Raw genomic sequence first — 22114 nt, 5'->3', positions numbered from 1 at the left:
AATTGCTTACAGTTATTGAACCATCATGCCAATTAATTGGTCTTCTTGCACGATGAAATCTTATATTTTTAGTATTTAGAGAAATAAAAGGAGGCGAACGCCTCCTTTTACCTGGTTTCCGTTTTTAGAAAGTGTAAACACCTCTCAGGTAATAGAAACCGCCATTGATGCCGATGGGAGACGTAGTCGGATACAATGAACCTGCAATACCTGCATACTGCGTGTTTTCATCTGGGTACTCATCAAACGCGTTTTTCGCACCCACTGTTACAGTCAGCTCTTCTGTGAAGTTATAAGCCATTTCCAAATCAATCGTGATTTCAGACCCTACTTTATCGATAGGTAGTGCTGAATCTAGGTGATCTTCATAGATGCTACCGAAATAGTTAAGGCGAGCTAGGAAGCGCCAGTCACCATTGGTATGGTTAGCTGTTGCACTGTAGCGTACTGCCGGAAGGTTATCTTCCAACATGCGGATACGTTCAGCTGAAATATTATCAGATGCTCTATCTACTTCAGTAGACGTCCAGTTATACGCTAGCGAGAACTTAGTTTCGCCTTCAAACATGTCCATGCTGTAGTTAGCTACAACATCAAGACCTTCGGTAGTCGTATCGAAGTCATTAGTGAAGAAGCTAATTTCAGTGAAGCTAGACGCATCGTTGATGCCCTGATCTAGCAAAATCGCAATATCTTCATCAGTAAGCGCAATACCAGAAGCAGTACTGATTCGGTCAGTCAATTCGATGTTGTAGTAATCAGCTGTAATGAACAAACCGTTATCAAAGTCTGCTACTACACCAAACGTGATACTTTCAGATTCTTCCGGAGTAAGCTGCTCACCACCTTTAAGTTGTGATACTGGATCGGTAGGCGGAAGGGTAGCACGGTCGATAAGCTTGCCATCAGTACCAAACGCTGTGGTTACGTTACGAACGTTGCTTTGACCCAATGTAGGCGCTTTAAAGCCTGTTGAGAAAGCACCACGGAAGGCGATGTTTTCAAGTGCTTGCCAGCGGAACGCCACTTTACCTTTGGTAGTATCACCAAAGTCTGAGTAATCCTCGTAACGAATAGCACCCGCTAACATGAAGGTTTCAGTAATGTACGCTTCTGCATCTACGTAGAACGCGATGTTATGACGCGACACTAGGCCTTGGCTGTTTGCCGCTAAACCAGGGAAACCATTCGAACCAATACCAAAACCTTGTGAGGCTAGTGGACCAATTTCATAAGACGCAGAATCACCTGCAAAACTCTCGTAGCTTTCATGGCGGTATTGGAAACCACTTGCTACAAATAACGGCTCATATAAGCCAATTTCGAAAGGTTTAGTGAAATCTACGTCAAGGGTTTGCTCTGACTGCGTGTAACGACCAGGGCTAAACTCGAAGGGCGTATCGGGACCTAATGATGGGTTGATAGTGTTGCTGATAACAAAATCAACTTCGTTTTCACCCAAGTTCAAGCTTACATCATAAGTGATGTCGTTAGCTAACTCGCCACGGGTTCCAAATACCAATGACATATCGGTGACCGTTCCACCAAAGCGCGGTGTGAAACCACCTGGTAAAATTTCGTTGAACGCGAAGCAATCAGGGTTATTAGCCACTTCATTGATGTAACGTTCGTTCGTTAACACGTTGTCACCAGGCATGATGTCAGTAGGACAGTTACCTGAAAGGTCGTCGGTTAAGTCACCTACCAACAATGAGCCATCATCAGCCGCGTAAACACCGCCACGAGTGTGCGGGTTACGGTAGTAGAAACCACCTTCCACTTCACGCTCAGCGAAGTTACCGAACATATAGGCTTCTGCAGTATCACTTAGCTCTAACCCTAGGTTAGCGAAAAGTTTGTAGTCGTGTTTAATTTCAGGAGAACCCCAAATTTGCGCAGGGTCGGCAACAAAGGTATTTCCACCAGCCACTAGGCCTGCGGCATCATCACGCTGAACGCTGCGAGAAGTATCATCGGCAGTACGGTATTCTGCAGAAAGGTTTATGAAACCTTTGTCAGATAAAGGCATACCAATATTACCAGACAGCTGAATCATGTCGCCGTCACCTTCATAATACGAGCCGTAGCGTGCTTCAAATGAGCCGCCTTCCGACGCATCGTTTAATACGAAGTTAATAACACCGGCAATGGCGTCTGAACCATACTGCGCCGCAGCACCATCACGTAATACTTCAATTTGTTTCAAAGCTGCTGCTGGAATAACCGAGATATCTGGGCCTTGTGCACCGTCAGACAAGCCACCACCTAGAAATGTGATTACAGCAGAACGGTGACGTCGCTTACCGTTTACTAGCACTAGGGTGTGATCTGATGCCATACCACGAAGGTTAGCAGGACGAACTAGGGTAGATGCATCATTAATAGGTTGGTCGTTAACGTTAAACGACGGAACAACCGTTTGCATCATAGAGACAACATCGGTGGCACCCTGATTTTTAAATTCTTCATCAGAGATAATATCGATAGGTACTGCAGATTCAGCGACAGAACGTGGTGCTGCGCGTGAACCTACGATAGCGATTTGTTCATAATCTTCTGCGCTCGCTTCTGCAGCATCGGCTGCTTCTTGGGCATGTACTGGCGCGATGGCCATAACAGAAAATGCCGCTGACGCAGCAAGTACGCCTCGAACGTGTTTGGTCAATAAAGACAAAGATGTATTCATAGTGGTTTCCCGGGATTTTCCCCCTGTCACCTCTACGCTTTCATGAACGTAATAAGTGCAGCGAGTGATAGTTATTTTATACCTTTAACACTGACCATATACTTGTCAGCACCCGGTTTTTATAAGATGTAAGCTCCTATAAAACAAACGTTTTTGCACAAAATAATTATTTATTTTCAAACCATAGAGGATTTTGTTTTCTGGTCTGTCTATTAGTATTTACGGGAATTGAAAGTGGTGTGATTTTGCGGGTTTTTAATCAAAAAAGCCGGCTAATTGCCGGCTTTCTAATCTTATTCTTCAGTCTTGTGTTTCTCTGCCGTTTCTTTAATTAACGGCTGCAATTCGTTTTGTTGAAACATTTCCATAATGATATCACAACCACCTACTAACTCGCCGTCTACCCATAATTGTGGGAAAGTTGGCCAGTTCGCATACTTTGGTAATTCAGCGCGAATATCTGGGTTTTGCAAAATGTCTACATACGCAAACGGTTCACCACAGCCCATTAGTGCTTGTGATGCTTGTGAAGAAAAACCACAACTTGGCAGTTTAGGAGAACCCTTCATATATAAAAGAATAGGGTTTTCTTCAATTTGTTGCTTAATTCTGTCTACGGTGGATTGTGTTTCAGTGTTATCCATCAGGTCCTCTCAGCGGAAAAGTTATTCCCTATAAGTGGGAATGAGCGTGTAGAATTCAAGGGTAATATTATCATAGTTTCTTGTAGGGGTTTATACTCACCGCATCTGAAAAAGGTATTTATATAACCTGTGATGCTCACACCAATTGTGGATGGCAATAATCTCATATAGCCTAGTCGCATTGGTAAGATGAAAGTGATCTTATATCTTACGCAGATATTACTTACTATCAGTACCCTAGTTTCTATTGTTTGCGACGTGGCTGCTACGCATCGTCATCGAGCATTCACGATATGGGGATTTAAAGGGCAATTATTATAACTAGACAAGAATTTAGAATTTTCATAAATTTGTCATTGAGTTATACAAATTTGCCCCTACATCTACAACATGCTTTTGCTATTATAAAATAAGCATCTTAGATAAAGTATTTATACAGGCTCGTTGAACAGGCATTACGAGCTTAAATTAACGTTGTTTAAAAACATTAAACCAACACGGAGACCGATATGGCTTTTGAATTACCAGCATTACCATACGAAAAAAATGCACTTGAACCGCATATTTCTTCTGAAACGCTGGACTATCACTACGGCAAGCATCACGCTACTTACGTAACTAAATTAAACGGTTTAGTTGAAGGTACTGATTTGGAAAGCAAAAGCCTAGAAGAGATCATCAAGTCTTCTGAAGGTGGCGTTTTCAACAATGCAGCACAAGTTTGGAACCACACGTTCTACTGGAACTGCTTAAGCCCAAATGGCGGCGGCGAACCTACTGGTGCACTTGCTGACGCAATCAATGCAAAATGGGGCTCATTCGCTGACTTCCAAGCTGCATTCAACGACAAAGCAGTGAACAACTTTGGATCTAGCTGGACTTGGTTAGTGAAAGCTACTGACGGTTCTCTAGACATCGTAAATACAAGTAACGCTGAAACACCAATTTCTGGTGACGAGCTTACGCCTGTATTGACTGTTGACCTTTGGGAACACGCTTACTACATCGATTACCGTAACGTGCGTCCTAAGTACCTAGAAAACTTCTGGGCACTTGCTAACTGGGAATTTGCTAGCGCGAACTTCGCGTAATCATTTTCAGGTAAATTTTATAAACCCGCTTGTGCGGGTTTTTTTATGCCCATCATTAAATAATATACAGACCTTTAAGTAATACTAATGGGTGTATTTGACTCTATTTAAACGAAAAAATTCCATTTTTCGTTAGACCAAACATTTCACATCTATACAAAAGTTTACTATGATTTTTGTTTCCTATTTCTAAATACCGACTAAGCTGAAATTACGGGCAACCGTTTTTTTAAGAGGTATTTATGGGTATTTTCGAACATTACCAAAACCGATACGAAGAACGAAAGCAGGAAGAGTTTACCATTGAGGAGTTCCTTGAGATTTGCAAGGACGATGCAGCAGCTTACGCAAATGCGGCTGAACGATTGCTAAGTGCCATTGGCGAGCCTCAAATGATAGACACCGCGACGGATCCCGCACTGAGTCGCATATTTTCAAACCGCGTTATATCTCGCTACCCCGCGTTTGATGAATTTTATGGTATGGAAGAAGCTATTGAACAAATAGTCTCTTACCTAAAACATGCCGCACAGGGGTTAGAAGAAAAGAAACAAATTCTCTATTTACTTGGGCCTGTAGGGGGAGGTAAATCGTCGTTAGCTGAGCGTTTAAAAGAGCTTATGCAACACGTACCGATTTATACCATTAAAGGCTCTCCGGTAAACGACCATCCATTTTGCTTATTTGACGCCAAAGAAGACGGCCATTTACTCGAGCAAGAATATGGCATTCCCAAACGCTACTTAAAGACCATTATGTCGCCCTGGGCGCGCAAGCGCTTGCATGAATACAATGGTGACATCACGAAATTCAAAGTAGTGCGTGTTTACCCTTCTGTGCTCGATCAAGTGGGTATTGCGAAAACTGAGCCTGGCGATGAGAACAACCAAGATATTTCAGCCTTGGTAGGTAAGGTAGATATTCGCCGGTTAGAGCAATACGCACAAAATGACCCAGATGCCTACAGCTACTCGGGCTCACTGTGTAAAGCGAATCAGGGGTTGATGGAGTTTGTGGAAATGTTCAAGGCGCCCATTAAAGTGCTACATCCGCTGCTTACTGCCACTCAAGAAGGCAATTATAACCCAACCGAAGGCTTTTCAGCGTTACCTTTTGATGGCCTGATTTTAGCTCACTCAAATGAATCAGAGTGGCAAACATTTAGAAACAACAAGAACAATGAAGCCTTTCTAGACCGAGTCTATATTGTAAAAGTGCCTTACTGTTTGCGAGTAAGTGAAGAAATTCATATCTACCGTAAATTGCTAGATAGCAGTGAACTTAAAGGGGCACCGTGCGCGCCAGATACCCTTGAATGCTTAGCTCAATTTACCGTGCTTTCAAGATTGAAAGAACCAGAAAACTCAAGTTTATTCTCAAAAATGCGGGTGTACGATGGCGAAAGTTTAAAAGACACCGACCCTAAAGCCAAGTCGTATCAAGAATACCGAGACTATGCCGGCGTAGATGAAGGCATGGAAGGGCTATCCACCCGCTTTGCCTTTAAAATACTATCCCGAGTGTTTAACTTCGATCATCAAGAAGTGGCTGCCAACCCTGTCCATTTGTTCTACGTGCTTGAAAGACAGATTGAGCGTGAGCAATTTCCACCTGATTTAAGTGAGCAATATTTAGAATTTTTAAAAGGCTACCTCATACCAAAATATGTTGAGTTTATCGGTAAAGAAATTCAAACCGCGTATTTGGAATCTTACTCAGAATACGGGCAGAATCTTTTTGACCGCTATGTCACCTATGCAGATTTTTGGATCCAAGATCAAGAATATCGCGACCCTGAAACCGGTCAACTTTTTGACCGCGCGTCGCTAAACGCTGAACTTGAAAAAACCGAAAAGCCTGCGGGAATTAGCAACCCTAAAGACTTCCGTAATGAGATAGTGAATTTCGTACTTCGCGCACGGGCCAACAATGGCGGTAAAAACCCATCGTGGACGAGTTATGAAAAATTACGCACTGTGATTGAAAAGAAAATGTTTTCCAACACGGAAGATTTGCTGCCAGTTATTTCGTTCAATACCAAAGGGTCGGCCGACGAACAGAAAAAGCATGACGACTTTGTGAATCGAATGACGGAAAAAGGCTATACACAAAAGCAAGTCAGACTATTGTGTGAGTGGTATTTACGAGTTCGTAAAGCCTCATAATGGGCTATTTACTCGTGGTTCACCCTATGACAAGCAGGTGGTTATGGCGCATTTCATCGACCGAAGACTTAACAGTAAAGGCAAAAGCACGGTAAACAGACAGCGCTTTATTAAACGCTATAAACAACAGATAAAGCGTGCTGTTACCGATGCCGTTGGTAAACGTTCTGTTACCGACCTAGACTCGGGCGAGCAGGTAAGTATTCCTACTCGCGATATTTCCGAACCTGTATTTCACACAGGAAAAGGAGGCAAGCGGGACATCGTCCACCCCGGCAATGACCAATTCATTGCCGGCGATAAAATTGACCGCCCACCCGGTGGTGCGGGGCAAGGTTCTGGTGATGGTGAAGCCGGCAATAGCGGCGAGGGAGAAGACGAATTTGTTTTTTCCATATCAAAAGACGAATACTTGGATATTTTGTTCGACGATTTGGCACTGCCTAATTTAAAGAAAAATCAGTTTGATAAAGTGATTCAACATGAAACCTATCGTGCTGGGTATCAGACTGACGGTGTGCCGAGTAATTTAGACATTGTTCGGTCTTTAAAGGGGTCGGTAGCAAGACGGATAGCGTTAACCGGTTCTACTCGTAAGCGTATTAGAGAGTTAGAAGAACAGTTAGCCTTGTTAATTGCTGCGCCTTCTGACAATGCGCTTGCCATTGAAGAAATTGAAAAAGAACTCGCACTACTTAAGGCCAAAGTCGCTAAAGTCCCTTTTATCGACACCTTCGATTTACGTTTCAAAAACTTCGATAAGCGCCCTATCCCCACAAGCAAAGCAGTAATGTTTTGTTTAATGGATGTTTCAGGCTCTATGGATCAAGCGACCAAAGATGTGGCCAAGCGCTTTTATATTTTATTGTATTTGTTTTTAACCCGTACCTACGAAAATGTAGAGGTGGTGTACATCCGCCACCATACTCAAGCGAAAGAAGTCGACGAGCAAGAGTTTTTCTATTCTCAAGAAACCGGCGGCACTATTGTTTCTAGCGCACTAAAGCTAATGGATGACATTGTGCGAGAAAGGTTTAGCGACGGTAATTGGAATATCTACGCGGCCCAGGCGTCAGATGGGGATAACTGGGCCGATGATTCACCTTTATGTAGCTCACTTTTAGTCAACAATCTATTACCCGCCACCCGTTACTTTGCCTATATTGAAATAACCGAACGCCAACACCAAACCCTTTGGCGAGAATACGAAAAGGTAAGTCAGTCTTATGACAACTTAGTATGTAAGCACATTCAAACACCGGATGATATTTACCCTGTATTCAGAGAAATATTTAAGCGTACTGAGCAGTTAAGTACGCCAGGAGGTTAGCCCATGTCTTTAAGTGAAGCCCGTCAAAAACATAAATTAGATGATGGTCCAGATTGGACGTTTTCGTTACTGACCGAGTATGAAACAGAAATAGACCGCATTGCTAAAGATTTTAAGCTAGACACTTACCCTAACCAAATTGAGGTTATTACCGCTGAACAAATGATGGACGCGTATGCCAGTATAGGTATGCCACTAAACTATACCCATTGGTCGTTTGGTAAAAAGTTTATTCAAACTGAACAACAGTACCGCAGAGGTCAAATGGGATTGGCCTATGAAATTGTGATTAATTCCGACCCTTGCATCGCGTACTTAATGGAAGAAAATACCATTACTATGCAAGCGCTAGTGATGGCCCATGCATGCTATGGTCACAACTCATTTTTTAAAGGTAACTATCTTTTTCAAACTTGGACAGACGCCAGCTCTATTATCGACTACTTGGTATTTGCCAAGAAGTATATTTCCAAATGTGAGCAAAAACACGGCGTAGAGGAAGTGGAAAACATCTTAGATTCTTGTCACGCTCTAATGAATTACGGCGTGGATAGATATAAAAGACCCCAAAAGATATCGCTTCAGGAAGAGAAAACGCGTCAAGAAGAACGTGCTCGCTACTTGCAATCACAAGTTAATGAGCTGTGGCGCACCTTACCAAACAATCCTAAAAGCCAAAACACGGATATTCTACGCTTCCCTTCAGAGCCGCAAGAAAACTTGCTGTACTTCATTGAAAAAAATGCCCCTTTGTTAGAGCCTTGGCAGCGTGAACTTGTTCGTATTGTGAGAAAAGTATCTCAGTACTTTTACCCACAAAAACAAACCCAAGTGATGAATGAAGGCTGGGCCTGTTTTTGGCACTACCATATTTTAAATAAAATGTATGACGAGCGCTTAGTGAGCGACCGTTTTATGATGGAGTTTTTGCACAGTCATTCCAGTGTGGTGATGCAGCCCGATTACAACAGCCCCTACTATTCGGGCATTAACCCTTATGCGCTAGGGTTCTCCATGTTTATGGATATCAAACGGGTGTGCCAATCTCCCACCAAAGAAGACTATGAATACTTACCGACTATCGCAGGAAAAGATTGGCTTGAAACCGTACATTTCGCTATGCATAACTTTAAAGATGAGAGTTTTATCAGTCAGTTTTTATCACCTAAGTTAATGCGAGATTTTAAATTATTTGCCTTGGAGGACGACGCGAGCAATTCCTATGTGAGTGTGAGCGCTATTCATGATGAGAACGGCTATCGTACTATTAGAGAAAAACTCTCTGCCCAATATAATTTAAGTAATTTAGAACCTAATATTCAGGTATATAACGTTGATGTAAGAGGTGATAGATCTTTGACACTTCGCTACGTACCTCAACATGGCATTCCGTTAGGAAACTCCAAAGGTGAGGTTATGCGTCATCTTCATAGATTGTGGAAGTTTGATGTAAGGCTTGAGCAAGAAAACAGTGCAGGCCTTCCTACCCTACTGGCCGAGTGCCGAACCAGTAAGTAATTGTACTTTGCGCCTTCTGGTACGCGGGGGCGCCAGTTAAATGCACACTCTTACTTCCAACTTCTAGAGCCTAACGCGCTAAGGCGTTAACGAGCAAATACAACCGTATGAGTATGTTAGGCATTCAATGTTTTAATCGCCTGGTTGGGCTTAGGCTCGTCAAGAAAGCCATTTTCAGAGGCGTAGTGAAACGCGTCGTCGATGCTTTCCACATGAAAGCTAACGTAGTCTTTGGCGCGTTCGGGCAACATTTTGGCCAATTGATAGCGTTTGACTGGGTTGGTTTGATACACATAGAAAGACGCTTTCACGCCATTTTCATAACACCATACTCCGTATTGAGTGAAGTTTTCCATGGCGTCAAAAGTGGTTAAATCCCACTTATCTAACAACACGATATGTAGCCAGCGCATGTTAAACCTTGAGGCAACCTCTTGCTTAACATCCGCAATATAGCTATTTGATATCTCAGTAGACCACTGACCCTTTAATTCACTAATCAGCGTAGAACCGGTAATTTCTATACTGTAAGCCGCATGGGGAAACTTTTTATTACACACCATATCAGAGCGTAAATTCATGCAAGCACTCCTTTATTAGTACAAAACTACTGACGTCGACACCTGTGCTAGCCTTGTACTAGACCTGCAATAATGTTCTTTATTACAACAAGGTGTCTATTGTCTTCGTACTAGTATTACTTTACGTCTAATTCAGTATAGCTACATATTGCAAGTAAAGTAGTTTTAGACGAAAGCTTTAATAAAACAAGCTTTAAACGGTGAAGGCTTTTTACATAAGTTGCTTGCGCTTACAGAAAAACAAGGAGACCGCCCCTATTGCTGAGAACACCGCGGCGGTGGCAAAGGTTTCATAAGCATTGGCGCCTTGGTTCCATTGTTGACCTGCCATGTAATTACCAAATGCGCCACCAAACCCAAAGGCCACACTAATATAGATAGCTTGGCCTCGGCTGTGGAATGCCGGTGGTAAAAACTGGTGAATAAAGTGTACCGATACCGCATGGGTTAATCCGAAGCTTAACGCATGAATCACTTGGCTTAGTAATATCACCGCCATGCTATCGGCCGCTGCCGCTAACGCATACCAACGCAGTGCTGTTAATAGCAAACTGGCAAACAGCAAATTCCATACGCCAAAACGTGCAGTTAAACGACTGGCAATAAGAAAAATAACCACTTCTACCAATACACCTAGGGCGATGAATAAACCCGTTTGCTGACCGCTGTAGCCAAGGTCGCGCATATACAATGCAAAGAAACCATAATAAGCACCGAAACTAATTTGTAAGCATATTGAGGCAAAGATAAAAACCACAAAAGGGCGCTGTTTGGCATACTGCCAAATGCTTCCAACAGCGGTGTGTTTCTCGGCACTCGCTTTCGGGGCTTGAATAAATAGCGTGGTCACGAACAAGAGCAATAACACGCCCACACTCACGATGACCGGTGTTTCAGTAGAAAAGCTGTCTAAGGCCTTACCCACGCCTACGGTTAAGCAGATAAAGCCGATACTTCCCCACAACCTAATAAGCCCATAGCTGGCTTTAGTTCCCACTACAGACTTCATAGTAATAACCTCTAACTGAGGTAAAACCGCAGTCCAGAACATCATCATTAAGCCAAAGGAAAGGGTAAGCCCCCAAAAACCTTCAAATAAGAATACCGAACAAAAGGTGGCTACCGTAAGAAAGCTACCCAGGCGCAATACACTTACCGCATTACCTTTTTTATCGGCAATGCCCGCCCACAATCCAGGCCCTAAAATACGCGCCAAGGTTATTACCGCGAAAAGCTCCCCTATTTCAGCAGATCTAAAACCACGACCATCAAGAAATATACCCAAGTAAGGGACTAACACGCCTAGTTGACCAAAGTACAGCCAATAAGTTAACGCGAGGACAATGAGTGATTTATGGTTAGCAAAAGGCAATTTAGCGAATGGCACTGCACAACTCCGTATGCGATAGCGCCACAAGTAAGATTACTTGTGGCGTATGAGGGGATGAATTGGGTTGTTACTATTTTTACTGACGCGCTGTTTATTAGCGCTTAACTAGCGTTTTCTTAGCGTTTTCTTATCGTTTAGTCAGCCTGACCCGCGATGGGGGCAGTCGTCGATACCACAGAAGCATTTTGTGCACGGTGACGTAAGTAATGATCCATTAATACAATGGCCATCATCGCTTCAGCAATAGGCACTGCGCGAATACCCACGCAAGGGTCGTGACGACCTTTGGTGATAATTTCAATTTCTTCGCCTTGCTTATTGATGGTTTTGCCTGGCACCGAAATACTTGAGGTTGGCTTAAGTGCCATATGCACTTCAAGATCTTGTCCTGTTGAAATACCGCCTAATACGCCACCAGCATGGTTTGATAGGAAACCTTCGGGTGAAAGTGTGTCACGGTGCTCACTGCCTTTTTGGTTTATAACCTCAAAGCCATCGCCAATTTCTACGCCTTTAACGGCGTTAATACCCATCATAGCGTGTGCAATGTCGGCATCTAGTCTATCGAATACTGGCTCGCCCAACCCCACTGGAACATTTTTAACCACGACTGAAACCTTAGCGCCAATGCTATCGCCAGATTTTTTTAGCTCGCGCATGTATTCATCGAGTGCTTCAAGTTTGCTTTCATCGGGGCAAAAGAAAGGGTTCGTGTTCGTTACCGTATGGTCAACGTTTTCAACGCTAATAGGCCCTAATTGAGAAAGGTACCCATGTACTTCAACGCCATGTACTTCTTTTAAGTACTTTTTAGCAATACCACCAGCCGCAACACGTACCGCGGTTTCACGGGCAGAAGAACGACCACCACCGCGATAATCACGTGAACCATACTTTTGATCGTAGGTGTAATCAGCATGACCAGGACGGAAACGATCAGCGATATTTGAGTAATCTTGGCTACGTTGGTCTTTGTTTTTAATTAACAAACCAATACTGGTACCCGTAGTTTTTCCTTCAAACACGCCAGACAAAATCTGCACTTCATCATCTTCACGACGGGCCGTGGTATAACGGGATGTACCAGGCTTACGTCTGTCTAAATCGCCCTGTAAATCAGTTTCACTTAACGTGAGGCCTGGAGGACAACCATCAACAACACCACCAATGGCGATACCGTGGCTTTCTCCAAATGTGGTAACGGTGAAGAGTTTTCCAAAGCTGTTGCCTGACATAATCTAGAATTAATCCTTGCTGTTAAAATAGTTTTTTAATGTTGTGTTGTTTACGGCAAATATCCCCTGCCCGCCATTTTCAAAGCTAAGCCAAATGACTTCAAGGCCTGGGAAGCGAGTGTCCATGTGCACTTCGCTGTTACCTACTTCAATGAACAACCAGCCGTTGTCGGTTAAATATTGTGGTGCTTTACGCAGCATAATATCCACAAGTTCTAACCCGTCATCACCGGCAGCTAATGCGAGCTCTGGCTCATGATGATATTCATCAGGTAAGTCGGCCATGTCTTCAGCATCAACATAAGGTGGGTTTGATACAATTAAATCGTACTTCTGCCCGGTTAAATTAGTAAATAAATCAGAATGAATGGGGTAAACACGGTGACTGAGTTGATGCTCTTGAATATTAATATCAGCCACTTCAAGGGCATCTTCGCTTATATCTACCGCATCAACCTGTGAGTCGGGGTACGCATGCGCAAGCGCAATCGCAATACAGCCACCACCAGTACACATATCTAAAATATGCGACGGTGCTTCTTTAACGAAAGGCTCGAAATTATTTTGAATCAGTTCTGCAAACGGAGAGCGAGGAATAAGCACGCGCTCATCAACGTAAAAAGGCATGCCGCAAAACCAAGCTTCGTTAGTAATGTAAGGCAGTGGCATACGAGTTTGAACTCGTTTTAAAACAAGCTCAGCAATTTTTTCACGCTCACTTTTTGTAAGTCGTGATGACAACATACTGTCGCCAACATGCTCAGACAACGAATGCGGCAAGTGCAGCGCTTGCATGGTAAGGCTTAATGCTTCATCCCAAGCGTTATCGGTACCATGACCAAAATAGAGGGCGGCGTCGTTAAAACGACTGGTAGCCCACCGAATCATATCAAGTATGCTGTGTAAATCTTCGATGGCTTCTTCTAAGTAAAACTTGTCGGTCATAAGAGCTTGGGTACATCAGGAATATGAAAGCTGGTATCATACCCAAAGATAACGCCTGCGCCCACGTTAATTTGCATATCGGTTCATAATGACAGCATTTAAAAAAGAACTAAAAGCCATGAAAAAAGGCACTGAGAAGCCAAAAGTGATTGAAGATACCTTCTCATTTGCTGATGCTGTGCAAGGTGTAAAGCCCATGGAGCAGGACAAGATTGTACCGAATAAGAAAGTTGCTCTAGAAAAGAAAAAGCAACTGGCAGGGGTTAAACACCTTAAAGGCAGTAAGCAGGTAGCGGCGAGTTTTAGCTTTTCAGATATGTACCAAGCCGTACTTCCACAAGAAGGCCCTATGCGGTATTGCCGAGATGGCGTGCCAACGCACGTATTAAAGCAGCTTAGACGAGGAGACTATTCCCCTGAGTTTTTGCTCGATTTACATGGCATGACCCGAGAAATGGCAAAAACCGAAATAGCCTCATTGATTTATACCGCCCGCAAAGAGTCGGTAGACTGTGTTTCTATAATGCACGGGTTTGGGCAAGGCGTTTTAAAAAACGCGCTTCCCCACTACTTAATACAGCATCCCCACGTGAATGCATTCCACCAAGCACCCCTTGAATACGGCGGACAAGCAGCATTGCTTGTTTTGCTAGATGTGCCCACGCCAGAATATAAGCGATAGCAAACTTAATCCTGTTTACTGAGGCTTCTTGACCTAAGCGACAATGCTCATAGGTAAAGCCCTGCTTACTTATCAAGCTCTGCGCTGTTGTGCATAAACATGTATGTGTAAAACACGCCCATTCCAATAATAATACTGATACCTAAAAGCGAGCCCCATACAACGGGATCTGAAATCATACTTAGTAACATAGTGTTTCTCCTCACAGGGTTAGTAAGTTAATGATAGCGATTTCATGACGAGGGTTTATGATCTGGATCAAGTCCGAAATACGGTAAATAGAAGGGTTGTAGAGAAGTTGATCGAGATCAATATAGAAATAAATTAAAAATAATTCAAAATGACATTGCAAATCATTCTCATTTGCAATACATTATACATGCCTGTTCGACGTAGGTTAAAAACGGTCTTGGCTTAGCGTCGTAAGGGGAACAGACGCCCGTCTGTTCCCCTATTTTTTTGTCTGTTACTTTTTCGTTTTATCAATAATAAAACGCACGCATAATCCTTTTTCTTTTCGGTTTTGAATCACTAAGTGGCCATTATGTGCATCGGTAATTTCTCGGCATAGCGCCAACCCTAGTCCACTTCCATTCGCCTTAGTGGAATAAAAAGGAACCAGCGCATTTGTCATTACGCTATCCGTCATGCCTTTTCCGCTATCGAGTACTTCTATAATAACTTGAGAGGCCGTTTGCTTGATAACGAGCTCCACATCCTGTGGATTTCCTCCCGACTCATGGGCATTTTTAAGCAAGTTGATTAATAGCTGTTCTACTTGGACTGCATCGGCTTTCACCTCGACAGCCTCTGGCATGGTTAACTTGAAATCACATTGATTGCTGAGTTGCGCCGTTATTTTATCCCAATCAATCGTTGTCAAAACTGGTGGAGGCAATTTCGCAAACCTTCCATACCCTTGAACAAATTGATTTAAATGGGCAATACGCTCTTCAATGGTGTGGAACACCCGCACCAGACGAGTATCACCATTTTGCTGCCCTACAATTTGCCCGCTATGTAACAGGCTGGAAATAGGCCCTAAGGAATTATTTAGCTCGTGACTAATCACCCTTATTACTTTTTTCCAAACCGACACTTCTTGTCGGTTAAGCTCCCGAGTCATTTGCTTAAGAATATACAATCGATGAGTTTGGTTATTGAGCAAGAAGGTTCCGGTAGCCATATGCCACGTTTGAATACCGCTGGCATCCTGAGGCAAGGTGAATAGGCCTTCTCGGTTTTCTAACAAAACATCTTTCAGCGTGTCTGGTTTATTTTTGAGTAACGTGCCAAGGGTGTAACCCTCTAAGCTTCTGCTACCCATGCTTTTCTCGCCCAAACTGTTAGCACCTACCCCATTGGCACTATTTGCCTGTAAGTCACTATCCTCCATCTTACTTGTTGGGTGGAAGAACTCGCACGCTTGGCGGTTACTCAGTACTACATGCATCTGGTCGTTTACTAATAATAAAACGTCAGGCGAACTATGCAGCACTTTGTCTAGCATTAGCTCTCGTTGATACAACCACTGTTTTTCTCGGCGAAGGGTTTCTGCGGTATCGTTATAAAGCTGGCATAAGGTTTCAAACTCGTCCCCAGTTTTACAAGCCAGTGTTGATGAAAACTCACCGTCTTTAAAATTGAGCAAGCCTATTTCAAGGGCATCCAATTGTTTAGTTATTTGTGACGTACAGATTTTCACTGCCATTGCGCACAGGCACAAAGATGCGGTAGCAAGCAGGACTTTTTGAACAACCGACTGGTCGCTTAAATACAACATAGGCGCCATGCCTATTGCCGTAGCGCAAAGCGCTGCTACCAGAAGTTTAGTTTTAATTAACCTCACGATTTATAATTAATTCCGTATTTATCTAGTCTGCGGTAAAGGGCTTGCCTTGATAGCCCCAAGTACCTTGCGACTTTAGATATTGTGCCGTTAAATTCTGTAAGCGCCGCCTCTATCTCTAACTTGCTGGGTTCTTTTCCACCTTTGTCCTCGGTATTCGATTCACCATTCGCACAGGGTAAACCGAAGTCTTCAGCATCAAGGGTACCATCTGGGTGCAAAATACTAACTCGTCGACACACATTCTCAAGCTCACGCACATTTCCTGGCCATGCATAGGCTTGCAGCGCTTGTTGACCCGTTAAGCTTATGTCTCGACCTGGCAGGAAATGCTTTGCTAAAGCCAACACATCATCTCCTCGCTCATTGAGCGGCGGCACATTAATTTCGATAACATTTAAACGATAAAACAAGTCCTCGCGGAATTCGCCGTTGGCGATATCGCGAGTTAAATCAGAATTGGTAGCCGATATAATTCTTACATCTGTTTTTTGTGTTTTCACCGAGCCCAGTTTTTCAAATTCACCGGTTTGCAATACACGCAATAATTTGACTTGGCCCGACAAAGGCAAATTGCCAATTTCATCTAAAAACAAAGTGCCTTGGTTGGCGGCTTCAAAGCGGCCAATTCGCGTTTTATTAGCACTGGTAAACGCCCCTACTTCTGCGCCAAATAGCTCGGCTTCAATAAGCTCTTGAGGAAGGGCTCCCGCGTTTACCTTCACAAAGGCGGACTGATTAAGGGGGGATTGAGACTGAATGAGTTCAGCAATCTTTTCCTTTCCGCTACCATTAGGTCCAGTAATAAGTACCGGCACATCTGATTTAGCCACCTGCACCGACATATCTACCACCCGCTGCATGGCTGCACTTTCGTACACTAATCCAATACTTACTGCTGCCTGGCGAGTATTGTCAAAATTTGCCGCCTGTTGCTTCAACACTTTATTTTGGCTAGCGGCCTGGCCTAGCGCTACTAGGTTTTTAATAGTAGTAATCAGCTTGCTGTCATCCCAAGGCTTTGGAATGTAGTCTGCCGCGCCCGCTTTCACTAACTCTACAGCTTGCTCTAACTCCGTCCACGCTGTAATGAGAATAATGGGTAATAACGGGTTTAGCTCACGAAGTGCGAAGAAGAGATCGCGTCCTTCTTCGCCAGAGGTCGTATCTGCACTAAAATTCATATCTTGCAGCACTAGCCCGATAGCTTGGTAATTGACTATCTGCAGCGCTGCTTTTGGCGTGGTGGCTGTCACCACATCGTAACCATGAATTTCTAGCAATAATGACAACGCCTCTAATACGGCTGCGTTGTCATCAACAATTAACACTTTTGTCATGTCTTCACTTCTTCAATACGACTTATATGCTACGGGTAGCAATACTGGGTGAAATATTAGCGGCTCGCATAGCAGGAAAAATGACGGCAAGTATACTCATTGCAAAAATGAACACGGCGGTACCCACGATGAATTCCGGCTCTAAAGATGCAATCGAATAGGATTTCATCATCACATTACCTAGAACCACTGCCGCTATTCCCCCTATCAGTAAGCCCGCTATACATACCATGGTATTTTCGACTAAAAAATATCTTACGATAGCAGACTTTCTTGCCCCTAATGCGCGCCGAGTACCAATTTGTTTTGTTCGTTTACTAATATTGAACTGGGTTAAGCCAAATATGCCAAGAGCGGTCACCAGTAAAAGAATAACAACCAGTACTATCAACATACGCATCATGAGCACATCAGTAGCGTCATAGTTTTCTTTGGTTTTATCTAATCCATCGACATTAATGATGACCCGTTTATCGTAAATATCCAACATGTTCTGCTCAATATTCGCCATGATGTTAGCTCGTTCAGTTTTATCTGTTCGAACGAGAATATGTTGATAACTTTGCACATCCATAAACGGCACAATAGCGGTGGTTTTGTCTCGCATACCATTAGGCCACGGGCTTTTCATTGTTCCCACAATACCGATAATTTCAAGGGGCCTATTTTTAAGATAAACCGTCTCGCCCAACGCATTACCATCAGGGAATAAGGCTTTGGCGAGAGCGTGAGAGACAATAACTGTATTAGGGCCGCTACCGGTGAAGTCATTACCAACTATTACCTCTTCTGGCCTAAAGTTACGCCCTTCAAGTAGTTTTATACCAAAAGTATTTAAGCCATGGTCATCCATGTAATAGTAAGGCACGCTGATGGATTTAGATTTCTCTGGAGATGGTTTCAAACGCACTGATGATGATGAACCACCACCTGACAAGGGTACCGCTTGAATCAAACTGGCGTCAATTACGCCAGGAAGGTTTCTTATCATTGTTTCATCGAGTTCAGCTTGTTGACTGAGAGAGCGGTCTTTTCCAAACGTCATTACCGACAAACTAAAGATTTCCTTCTCTGGGAACCCTGTATCTTCGCGAAGATACGAAACATGATCATTAATCATAAATGCGGCATTGCTAACGATCGCCATAGTGAGCGCTATTTGAAGTAATAAAAGCAAGGCGCCAATTTTAGAGCGGCGTATTGCATTGAAGATTGGTTTAATGTCTAACATAGCCTGCTCCCTATTGGCTTTTTAAGTAAATTGCGGGTTGTGTTCTGCACACTAACCAAGCTGGGTACAATCCGGCTAAGAAACTGGCCACAAGTGCAATCAATGGCGCAGCTAGCAACATTGAGACATCCATAGTTGCTAAGTCATCATAATAGCTGTTGGTCACGCGAATTCCCCATAACCCAATTTGCGCAATCACAATACCTAACAAGCCTCCGGCTAGCCCAATCACTGATACTTCGACAATATGCTGGGCAAATATATGACGCTTGCTGGCGCCTAGTGCCCTTCGGACACCCACCTCTGGCGCCCGCTTTAAAAACTTCGCCAGCAGTAATCCTAAAATGTTGGACACACACACTAATAGGAACATAAAACTCAACCCCACCAGAATACGGTTGTCTTCAGAAACCACTGAGTTGTACTCCAGCCATTCCGTCACATTTCGTAGCTTGTATTCCAGAGTTTCTCGGTTAAATCGCCCTTTTTCTCTTTGATCTTCCATATAGGTCATTAGGAAATTGGCGAACTGTTGCTTCTCTTCTTCCGTGTTCAATTGAACCCAAAATTGAAGCCACACGTGCTCTGATTGCATTAAATCTTGATAGTTCTTAAGCCCCTCATGCTTCCAGCCGTTTAAGTTTCCCCAGGTGGTAATTTCTTCTAATGCACCAATGCCGAAAGGAATATAGAGCTGTTCAGAGGAATTAAATGCTCCATTGTTCACGTCGTAATACTTGACGTGGTGCTCCCAATCAGCTGAGACACCCACAATTCTGTAGCTATTGTTATCAAGGTAAATATGTTGGCCAACCGAGTCTTTGCCTGCAAATAACCGATTATTTATTTTTTCTGATATCACTACTACGTATTCGTGGGTGTCTTGTGAATTTAAAGACCAAGGTGCGCCATAAATAAAGGGTCGGTCAAAGATAGTGAAGAACTCTCGATTTACCAATCGCGCGGGCTCCATGGTAGGTTTCACGTCAGGAGAATTAAGATGCACAGAGAAACCACTTCTAAAGCTCGGCGACTTAGGTACTGGAATATCTGCGTTGTACAGATTCACGGCATCCTGATAAGTCAGTTGATAAGGCAGGTTGTCGGATGAATGCCACTCATTGCCATCGTCCATGATATTCAACTGCGGATAAAAAATAGCGCCGCTTTTGTGGGGAATGGGGTCCATCGACATCATGTGATAAACCGACAGACTTGTCATAGTCAGCCCAATGCCAATGGCAATCGCAAAAACCATCAAAAAGCTAATGACGGGCGTGCGTTTAATGCTTCGCCAACTTAAATCGATATAATGGAGGAACATATTATACTCCTGACGCAACAAAGGTTTCATTGTCGCGGGTAGCCGCTACTGTCGGTTTACCTTGATACAACGTAAAGTCGGCTAACTGCCCATCTACCACTTGAATATTTCTAGGCGCTCGGCGGGCCAATTCTGCATCATGTGTTACCATCACAATTGTCGCGCCATTTTTGTTTATTTCTTCTAGAAGCTCCATGACTTGGCGTGCCATAAGGCTGTCCAAATTTCCCGTAGGTTCATCGGCAAGTAAGAAACGAGGCTTGCCCGCAAGAGCTCGTGCGATTGCAACACGCTGCTGTTGCCCGCCAGATAACTGTTGTGGTAAATGTTTCGCTCGGCTGGCTAGTCCAACTTGCTCTAAACATTGTTCAATTCTAATTTTACGTTCTTTCGCTGCAATACCTCGATAACGAAGGGGTACTTCGACATTTTCATATAAATTCAAATCAGGTATTAAATTAAACCCCTGAAATATATACCCTATTTTTTGGTTTCTTAAGTCGGCAGTTTCATTGTCAGAAAGCCCGCCGATATCGACACCATCTAAGGTATATTGCCCTGTGGTAAACGGCTCGAGCAAACCAGCTATGTTTAAAAACGTTGTTTTCCCAGAACCTGAGGGCCCGGTAACGGCGATGAACTCACCTTCATTAACGGTTAAGGAAAAATCTCTTAGTGCATGGGTTTGTACGCTGTTCGTTTGGTATATTTTGCTTACGTTATTCATGGTTAACATTGCTATTTATCCTTTTTATTAGCGCAGAAGTACTGTAGCCGCTTGATTAAACTGTTCGTAATTTGAAACTATTATTTTGTCGCCTTCTTGCAGCCCGCTGAGAATTTCCACTTCTCGAATACTGGTTGCACCAACCTGAATGTCGATTCGCTCTGCAAGGTCGCCGGTAACTAAATAAGCTGTGGTGCCGCCGGCTTGAAGAAAGCTCCCACGGTCTACCTTAAGTACATCACTTTTGTTCTCTAACAATATTCGTGCTGACACCTGTTGGTTCTGACGAATTGACTGCACGCTATTTTCAGGAAAGCGCACCCTAGCCGTAACTTGTCTATCGACAACTTCTGGGGATATTGAAACGAGTGTGCCAGTCACTTTTTGGACACCCACTTTTAACTCAACACTCATCCCTAAACCCAACTCATTTGCGTAGCTCTCAGCAACGTTGAGTTCAGCTTCATAAGCTGTTAAATCTACCAATTTCATTAATGGCTCATTTTTGGCCACAAGTGCGTTCGGCTGAATTAGCACGTTCCCCACCACACCAGACACGCTAGCTCTAATAGTTAAATCGGCAAGTTGGCGGGTAAGGTCATCAACAACTAAAGCTTGCCTGGCGACCTTCTCTTTCGTGGTCTTAAGCTCAAAAGCTAACGTATCTGTTGCTAATTCAATTTCGCTAATGGCGTGCTTATAAGTCACTTCAGCCTTGGCTAGATTATCTAGCGCCTCTTCTAAATCTATCTGGCTAATGAGGTGGTCTTTAATAGACAGCTTTGCTCTTTTTTCTTCTCGCTGAGCAGCGACCAATTCAACGTTGGCAATATCAGCTTGTTTATTTAATAAAAGTGCCTGTCTACGTACATCGAGCTCTTGCCTAGCAAGCTCACTTTGCAAACTTGCTAGCGCAGATTGCTCTTGCTTCATAGTATTCTGCAACTCAGGAGAATCGACTATTGCTACAATATTCCCGTATTCTACCGAATCACCGGGCTTAACTTTTAATAGAACATAGCCTTGCTCAGGGCTATATAGCTGTGGAGCGTTTGAAGCGATTATTCTGCCTGTTGTGACGATATCCCTAATCAGCTCGCCTTTCGTTACTACACTGAATTTTAGCGAATCACGGCTGCTAGATATGCCAGCGTTGGAGCTGGAAAAAAGAAAAAAATATCCGAAGACACCCACTATCACGAGTACCGCTAAGACACCCACCCATTTTTTTGGCGATGGCTGCGTTATAACAACGGTATCCTGGCTACTGGTATCCTGAATCATAAGGCATCCTCATGACTTACGGACTCAAAATTAGCGAGCAACACCACAATGATAAAGATAATAATGGGCAGACTGATAAAGTGAAAAAGCAA

At 43.5% G+C, this 22114-nt stretch carries 18 protein-coding genes; 5 read left to right on the top strand and 13 right to left on the bottom strand.

Going from position 1 to position 22114, the window contains the following annotated elements; genetic code table 11:
* Positions 1-124: 124 nt before the first annotated feature.
* Together J8L84_RS14120 and J8L84_RS14115 are read right to left on the bottom strand one after the other, a co-directional pair.
* Positions 125-2686 carry a TonB-dependent receptor gene (locus tag J8L84_RS14120; RefSeq protein WP_211071244.1) on the bottom strand — a complete coding sequence of 854 codons (2562 nt, stop codon included), beginning with the start codon at positions 2684-2686 and terminating at the stop codon, positions 125-127.
* 293 nt (positions 2687-2979) lie between these two features.
* Positions 2980-3330: a Grx4 family monothiol glutaredoxin gene (locus J8L84_RS14115; protein WP_013784977.1), complete on the bottom strand. Its 351-nt coding sequence runs from the start codon at positions 3328-3330 to the stop codon at positions 2980-2982.
* 509 nt (positions 3331-3839) lie between these two features.
* Between J8L84_RS14115 and sodB the strand changes: the two genes are divergently transcribed.
* From sodB to J8L84_RS14095, 4 genes are all read left to right on the top strand, one after another.
* Complete coding sequence (gene sodB, locus J8L84_RS14110) at positions 3840-4421, top strand: superoxide dismutase [Fe] (RefSeq protein ID WP_211071243.1); 582 nt, start codon at positions 3840-3842, stop codon at positions 4419-4421.
* 242 nt (positions 4422-4663) lie between these two features.
* Positions 4664-6586 (top strand): PrkA family serine protein kinase, encoded by a 1923-nt coding sequence (locus J8L84_RS14105; RefSeq protein WP_057793122.1) that lies wholly within the window; start codon positions 4664-4666, stop codon positions 6584-6586.
* Between the two features lie 43 nt (positions 6587-6629).
* A complete protein-coding gene (locus J8L84_RS14100; protein ID WP_211071278.1) occupies positions 6630-7916 on the top strand; it encodes a YeaH/YhbH family protein in 1287 nt (428 codons plus the stop codon).
* A gap of 3 nt (positions 7917-7919) precedes the next feature.
* Positions 7920-9434 (top strand): SpoVR family protein, encoded by a 1515-nt coding sequence (locus J8L84_RS14095; RefSeq protein ID WP_211071242.1) that lies wholly within the window; start codon positions 7920-7922, stop codon positions 9432-9434.
* 116 nt (positions 9435-9550) lie between these two features.
* Here J8L84_RS14095 and J8L84_RS14090 read toward each other — a convergent pair whose 3' ends face one another.
* The 4 genes from J8L84_RS14090 to prmB all read right to left on the bottom strand — a co-directional run bounded on the left by J8L84_RS14090 (position 9551) and on the right by prmB (position 13585).
* Positions 9551-10015 (bottom strand): hypothetical protein, encoded by a 465-nt coding sequence (locus J8L84_RS14090; RefSeq protein WP_211071241.1) that lies wholly within the window; start codon positions 10013-10015, stop codon positions 9551-9553.
* A gap of 211 nt (positions 10016-10226) precedes the next feature.
* Positions 10227-11402 carry an MFS transporter gene (locus J8L84_RS14085; protein WP_211071240.1) on the bottom strand — a complete coding sequence of 392 codons (1176 nt, stop codon included), beginning with the start codon at positions 11400-11402 and terminating at the stop codon, positions 10227-10229.
* Positions 11403-11539: 137 nt separating this feature from the next.
* On the bottom strand, positions 11540-12640 hold the full coding sequence (gene aroC / locus J8L84_RS14080) for a chorismate synthase (protein WP_211071239.1): 1101 nt from the start codon (positions 12638-12640) through the stop codon (positions 11540-11542).
* A 9-nt stretch (positions 12641-12649) separates the two neighbouring features.
* Entirely contained in the window at positions 12650-13585 is a 936-nt protein-coding gene (prmB, locus tag J8L84_RS14075; RefSeq protein ID WP_211071238.1) for a 50S ribosomal protein L3 N(5)-glutamine methyltransferase, read from the bottom strand.
* A gap of 88 nt (positions 13586-13673) precedes the next feature.
* On the opposite strand from prmB, the gene smrB reads away from it, so the two are divergent.
* Positions 13674-14267, top strand: a complete 594-nt coding sequence (smrB, locus tag J8L84_RS14070) for an endonuclease SmrB (RefSeq protein ID WP_211071237.1) — start codon at positions 13674-13676, stop codon at positions 14265-14267.
* A gap of 65 nt (positions 14268-14332) precedes the next feature.
* On the opposite strand, the gene J8L84_RS14065 is transcribed toward smrB, so the two are convergent.
* The 7 genes from J8L84_RS14065 to J8L84_RS14035 form a co-directional block, all read right to left on the bottom strand.
* Entirely contained in the window at positions 14333-14458 is a 126-nt protein-coding gene (locus tag J8L84_RS14065) for a DUF3149 domain-containing protein (RefSeq protein WP_082604951.1), read from the bottom strand.
* Between the two features lie 275 nt (positions 14459-14733).
* Positions 14734-16116 carry an ATP-binding protein gene (locus tag J8L84_RS14060; protein WP_211071236.1) on the bottom strand — a complete coding sequence of 461 codons (1383 nt, stop codon included), beginning with the start codon at positions 16114-16116 and terminating at the stop codon, positions 14734-14736.
* Complete coding sequence (locus J8L84_RS14055) at positions 16113-17456, bottom strand: sigma-54 dependent transcriptional regulator (protein ID WP_211071235.1); 1344 nt, start codon at positions 17454-17456, stop codon at positions 16113-16115. Before J8L84_RS14055 ends, J8L84_RS14060 begins: the two co-directional genes overlap by 4 nt.
* A 22-nt stretch (positions 17457-17478) precedes the next feature.
* Positions 17479-18687, bottom strand: coding sequence for an FtsX-like permease family protein (locus J8L84_RS14050; protein ID WP_211071234.1), 1209 nt, complete (start codon positions 18685-18687; stop codon positions 17479-17481).
* 10 nt (positions 18688-18697) lie between these two features.
* Positions 18698-20011 carry an FtsX-like permease family protein gene (locus J8L84_RS14045; RefSeq protein ID WP_211071233.1) on the bottom strand — a complete coding sequence of 438 codons (1314 nt, stop codon included), beginning with the start codon at positions 20009-20011 and terminating at the stop codon, positions 18698-18700.
* Between the two features lies 1 nt (position 20012).
* A complete protein-coding gene (locus J8L84_RS14040; RefSeq protein WP_211071232.1) occupies positions 20013-20747 on the bottom strand; it encodes an ABC transporter ATP-binding protein in 735 nt (244 codons plus the stop codon).
* A gap of 18 nt (positions 20748-20765) precedes the next feature.
* Positions 20766-22022 carry an HlyD family efflux transporter periplasmic adaptor subunit gene (locus J8L84_RS14035; protein WP_211071231.1) on the bottom strand — a complete coding sequence of 419 codons (1257 nt, stop codon included), beginning with the start codon at positions 22020-22022 and terminating at the stop codon, positions 20766-20768.
* Between the last annotated feature and the right edge of the window lie 92 nt (positions 22023-22114).

Source organism: Alteromonas sp. MMG017 (genome assembly GCF_018100795.1).
Lineage (GTDB): Bacteria > Pseudomonadota > Gammaproteobacteria > Enterobacterales > Alteromonadaceae > Alteromonas.
The sequence above is the reverse complement of the archived record's forward strand: the minus strand, read 5'-3'. Positions and strand labels throughout refer to the sequence as shown.

Excerpts from the sequence above, each read along its gene's own strand:
- J8L84_RS14120 (WP_211071244.1), bottom strand. The coding sequence starts at position 2,686 with ATGAATACATCTTTGTCTTTATTGACCAAACACGTTCGAGGCGTACTT.
- J8L84_RS14115 (WP_013784977.1), bottom strand. The coding sequence starts at position 3,330 with ATGGATAACACTGAAACACAATCCACCGTAGACAGAATTAAGCAACAA.
- sodB (WP_211071243.1), top strand. The coding sequence starts at position 3,840 with ATGGCTTTTGAATTACCAGCATTACCATACGAAAAAAATGCACTTGAA.
- J8L84_RS14105 (WP_057793122.1), top strand. The coding sequence starts at position 4,664 with ATGGGTATTTTCGAACATTACCAAAACCGATACGAAGAACGAAAGCAG.
- J8L84_RS14100 (WP_211071278.1), top strand. The coding sequence starts at position 6,630 with ATGGCGCATTTCATCGACCGAAGACTTAACAGTAAAGGCAAAAGCACG.
- J8L84_RS14095 (WP_211071242.1), top strand. The coding sequence starts at position 7,920 with ATGTCTTTAAGTGAAGCCCGTCAAAAACATAAATTAGATGATGGTCCA.
- J8L84_RS14090 (WP_211071241.1), bottom strand. The coding sequence starts at position 10,015 with ATGAATTTACGCTCTGATATGGTGTGTAATAAAAAGTTTCCCCATGCG.
- aroC (WP_211071239.1), bottom strand. The coding sequence starts at position 12,640 with ATGTCAGGCAACAGCTTTGGAAAACTCTTCACCGTTACCACATTTGGA.
- prmB (WP_211071238.1), bottom strand. The coding sequence starts at position 13,585 with ATGACCGACAAGTTTTACTTAGAAGAAGCCATCGAAGATTTACACAGC.
- smrB (WP_211071237.1), top strand. The coding sequence starts at position 13,674 with ATGACAGCATTTAAAAAAGAACTAAAAGCCATGAAAAAAGGCACTGAG.
- J8L84_RS14065 (WP_082604951.1), bottom strand. The coding sequence starts at position 14,458 with ATGTTACTAAGTATGATTTCAGATCCCGTTGTATGGGGCTCGCTTTTA.
- J8L84_RS14055 (WP_211071235.1), bottom strand. The coding sequence starts at position 17,456 with ATGACAAAAGTGTTAATTGTTGATGACAACGCAGCCGTATTAGAGGCG.
- J8L84_RS14050 (WP_211071234.1), bottom strand. The coding sequence starts at position 18,687 with ATGTTAGACATTAAACCAATCTTCAATGCAATACGCCGCTCTAAAATT.
- J8L84_RS14045 (WP_211071233.1), bottom strand. The coding sequence starts at position 20,011 with ATGTTCCTCCATTATATCGATTTAAGTTGGCGAAGCATTAAACGCACG.
- J8L84_RS14040 (WP_211071232.1), bottom strand. The coding sequence starts at position 20,747 with ATGTTAACCATGAATAACGTAAGCAAAATATACCAAACGAACAGCGTA.
- J8L84_RS14035 (WP_211071231.1), bottom strand. The coding sequence starts at position 22,022 with ATGATTCAGGATACCAGTAGCCAGGATACCGTTGTTATAACGCAGCCA.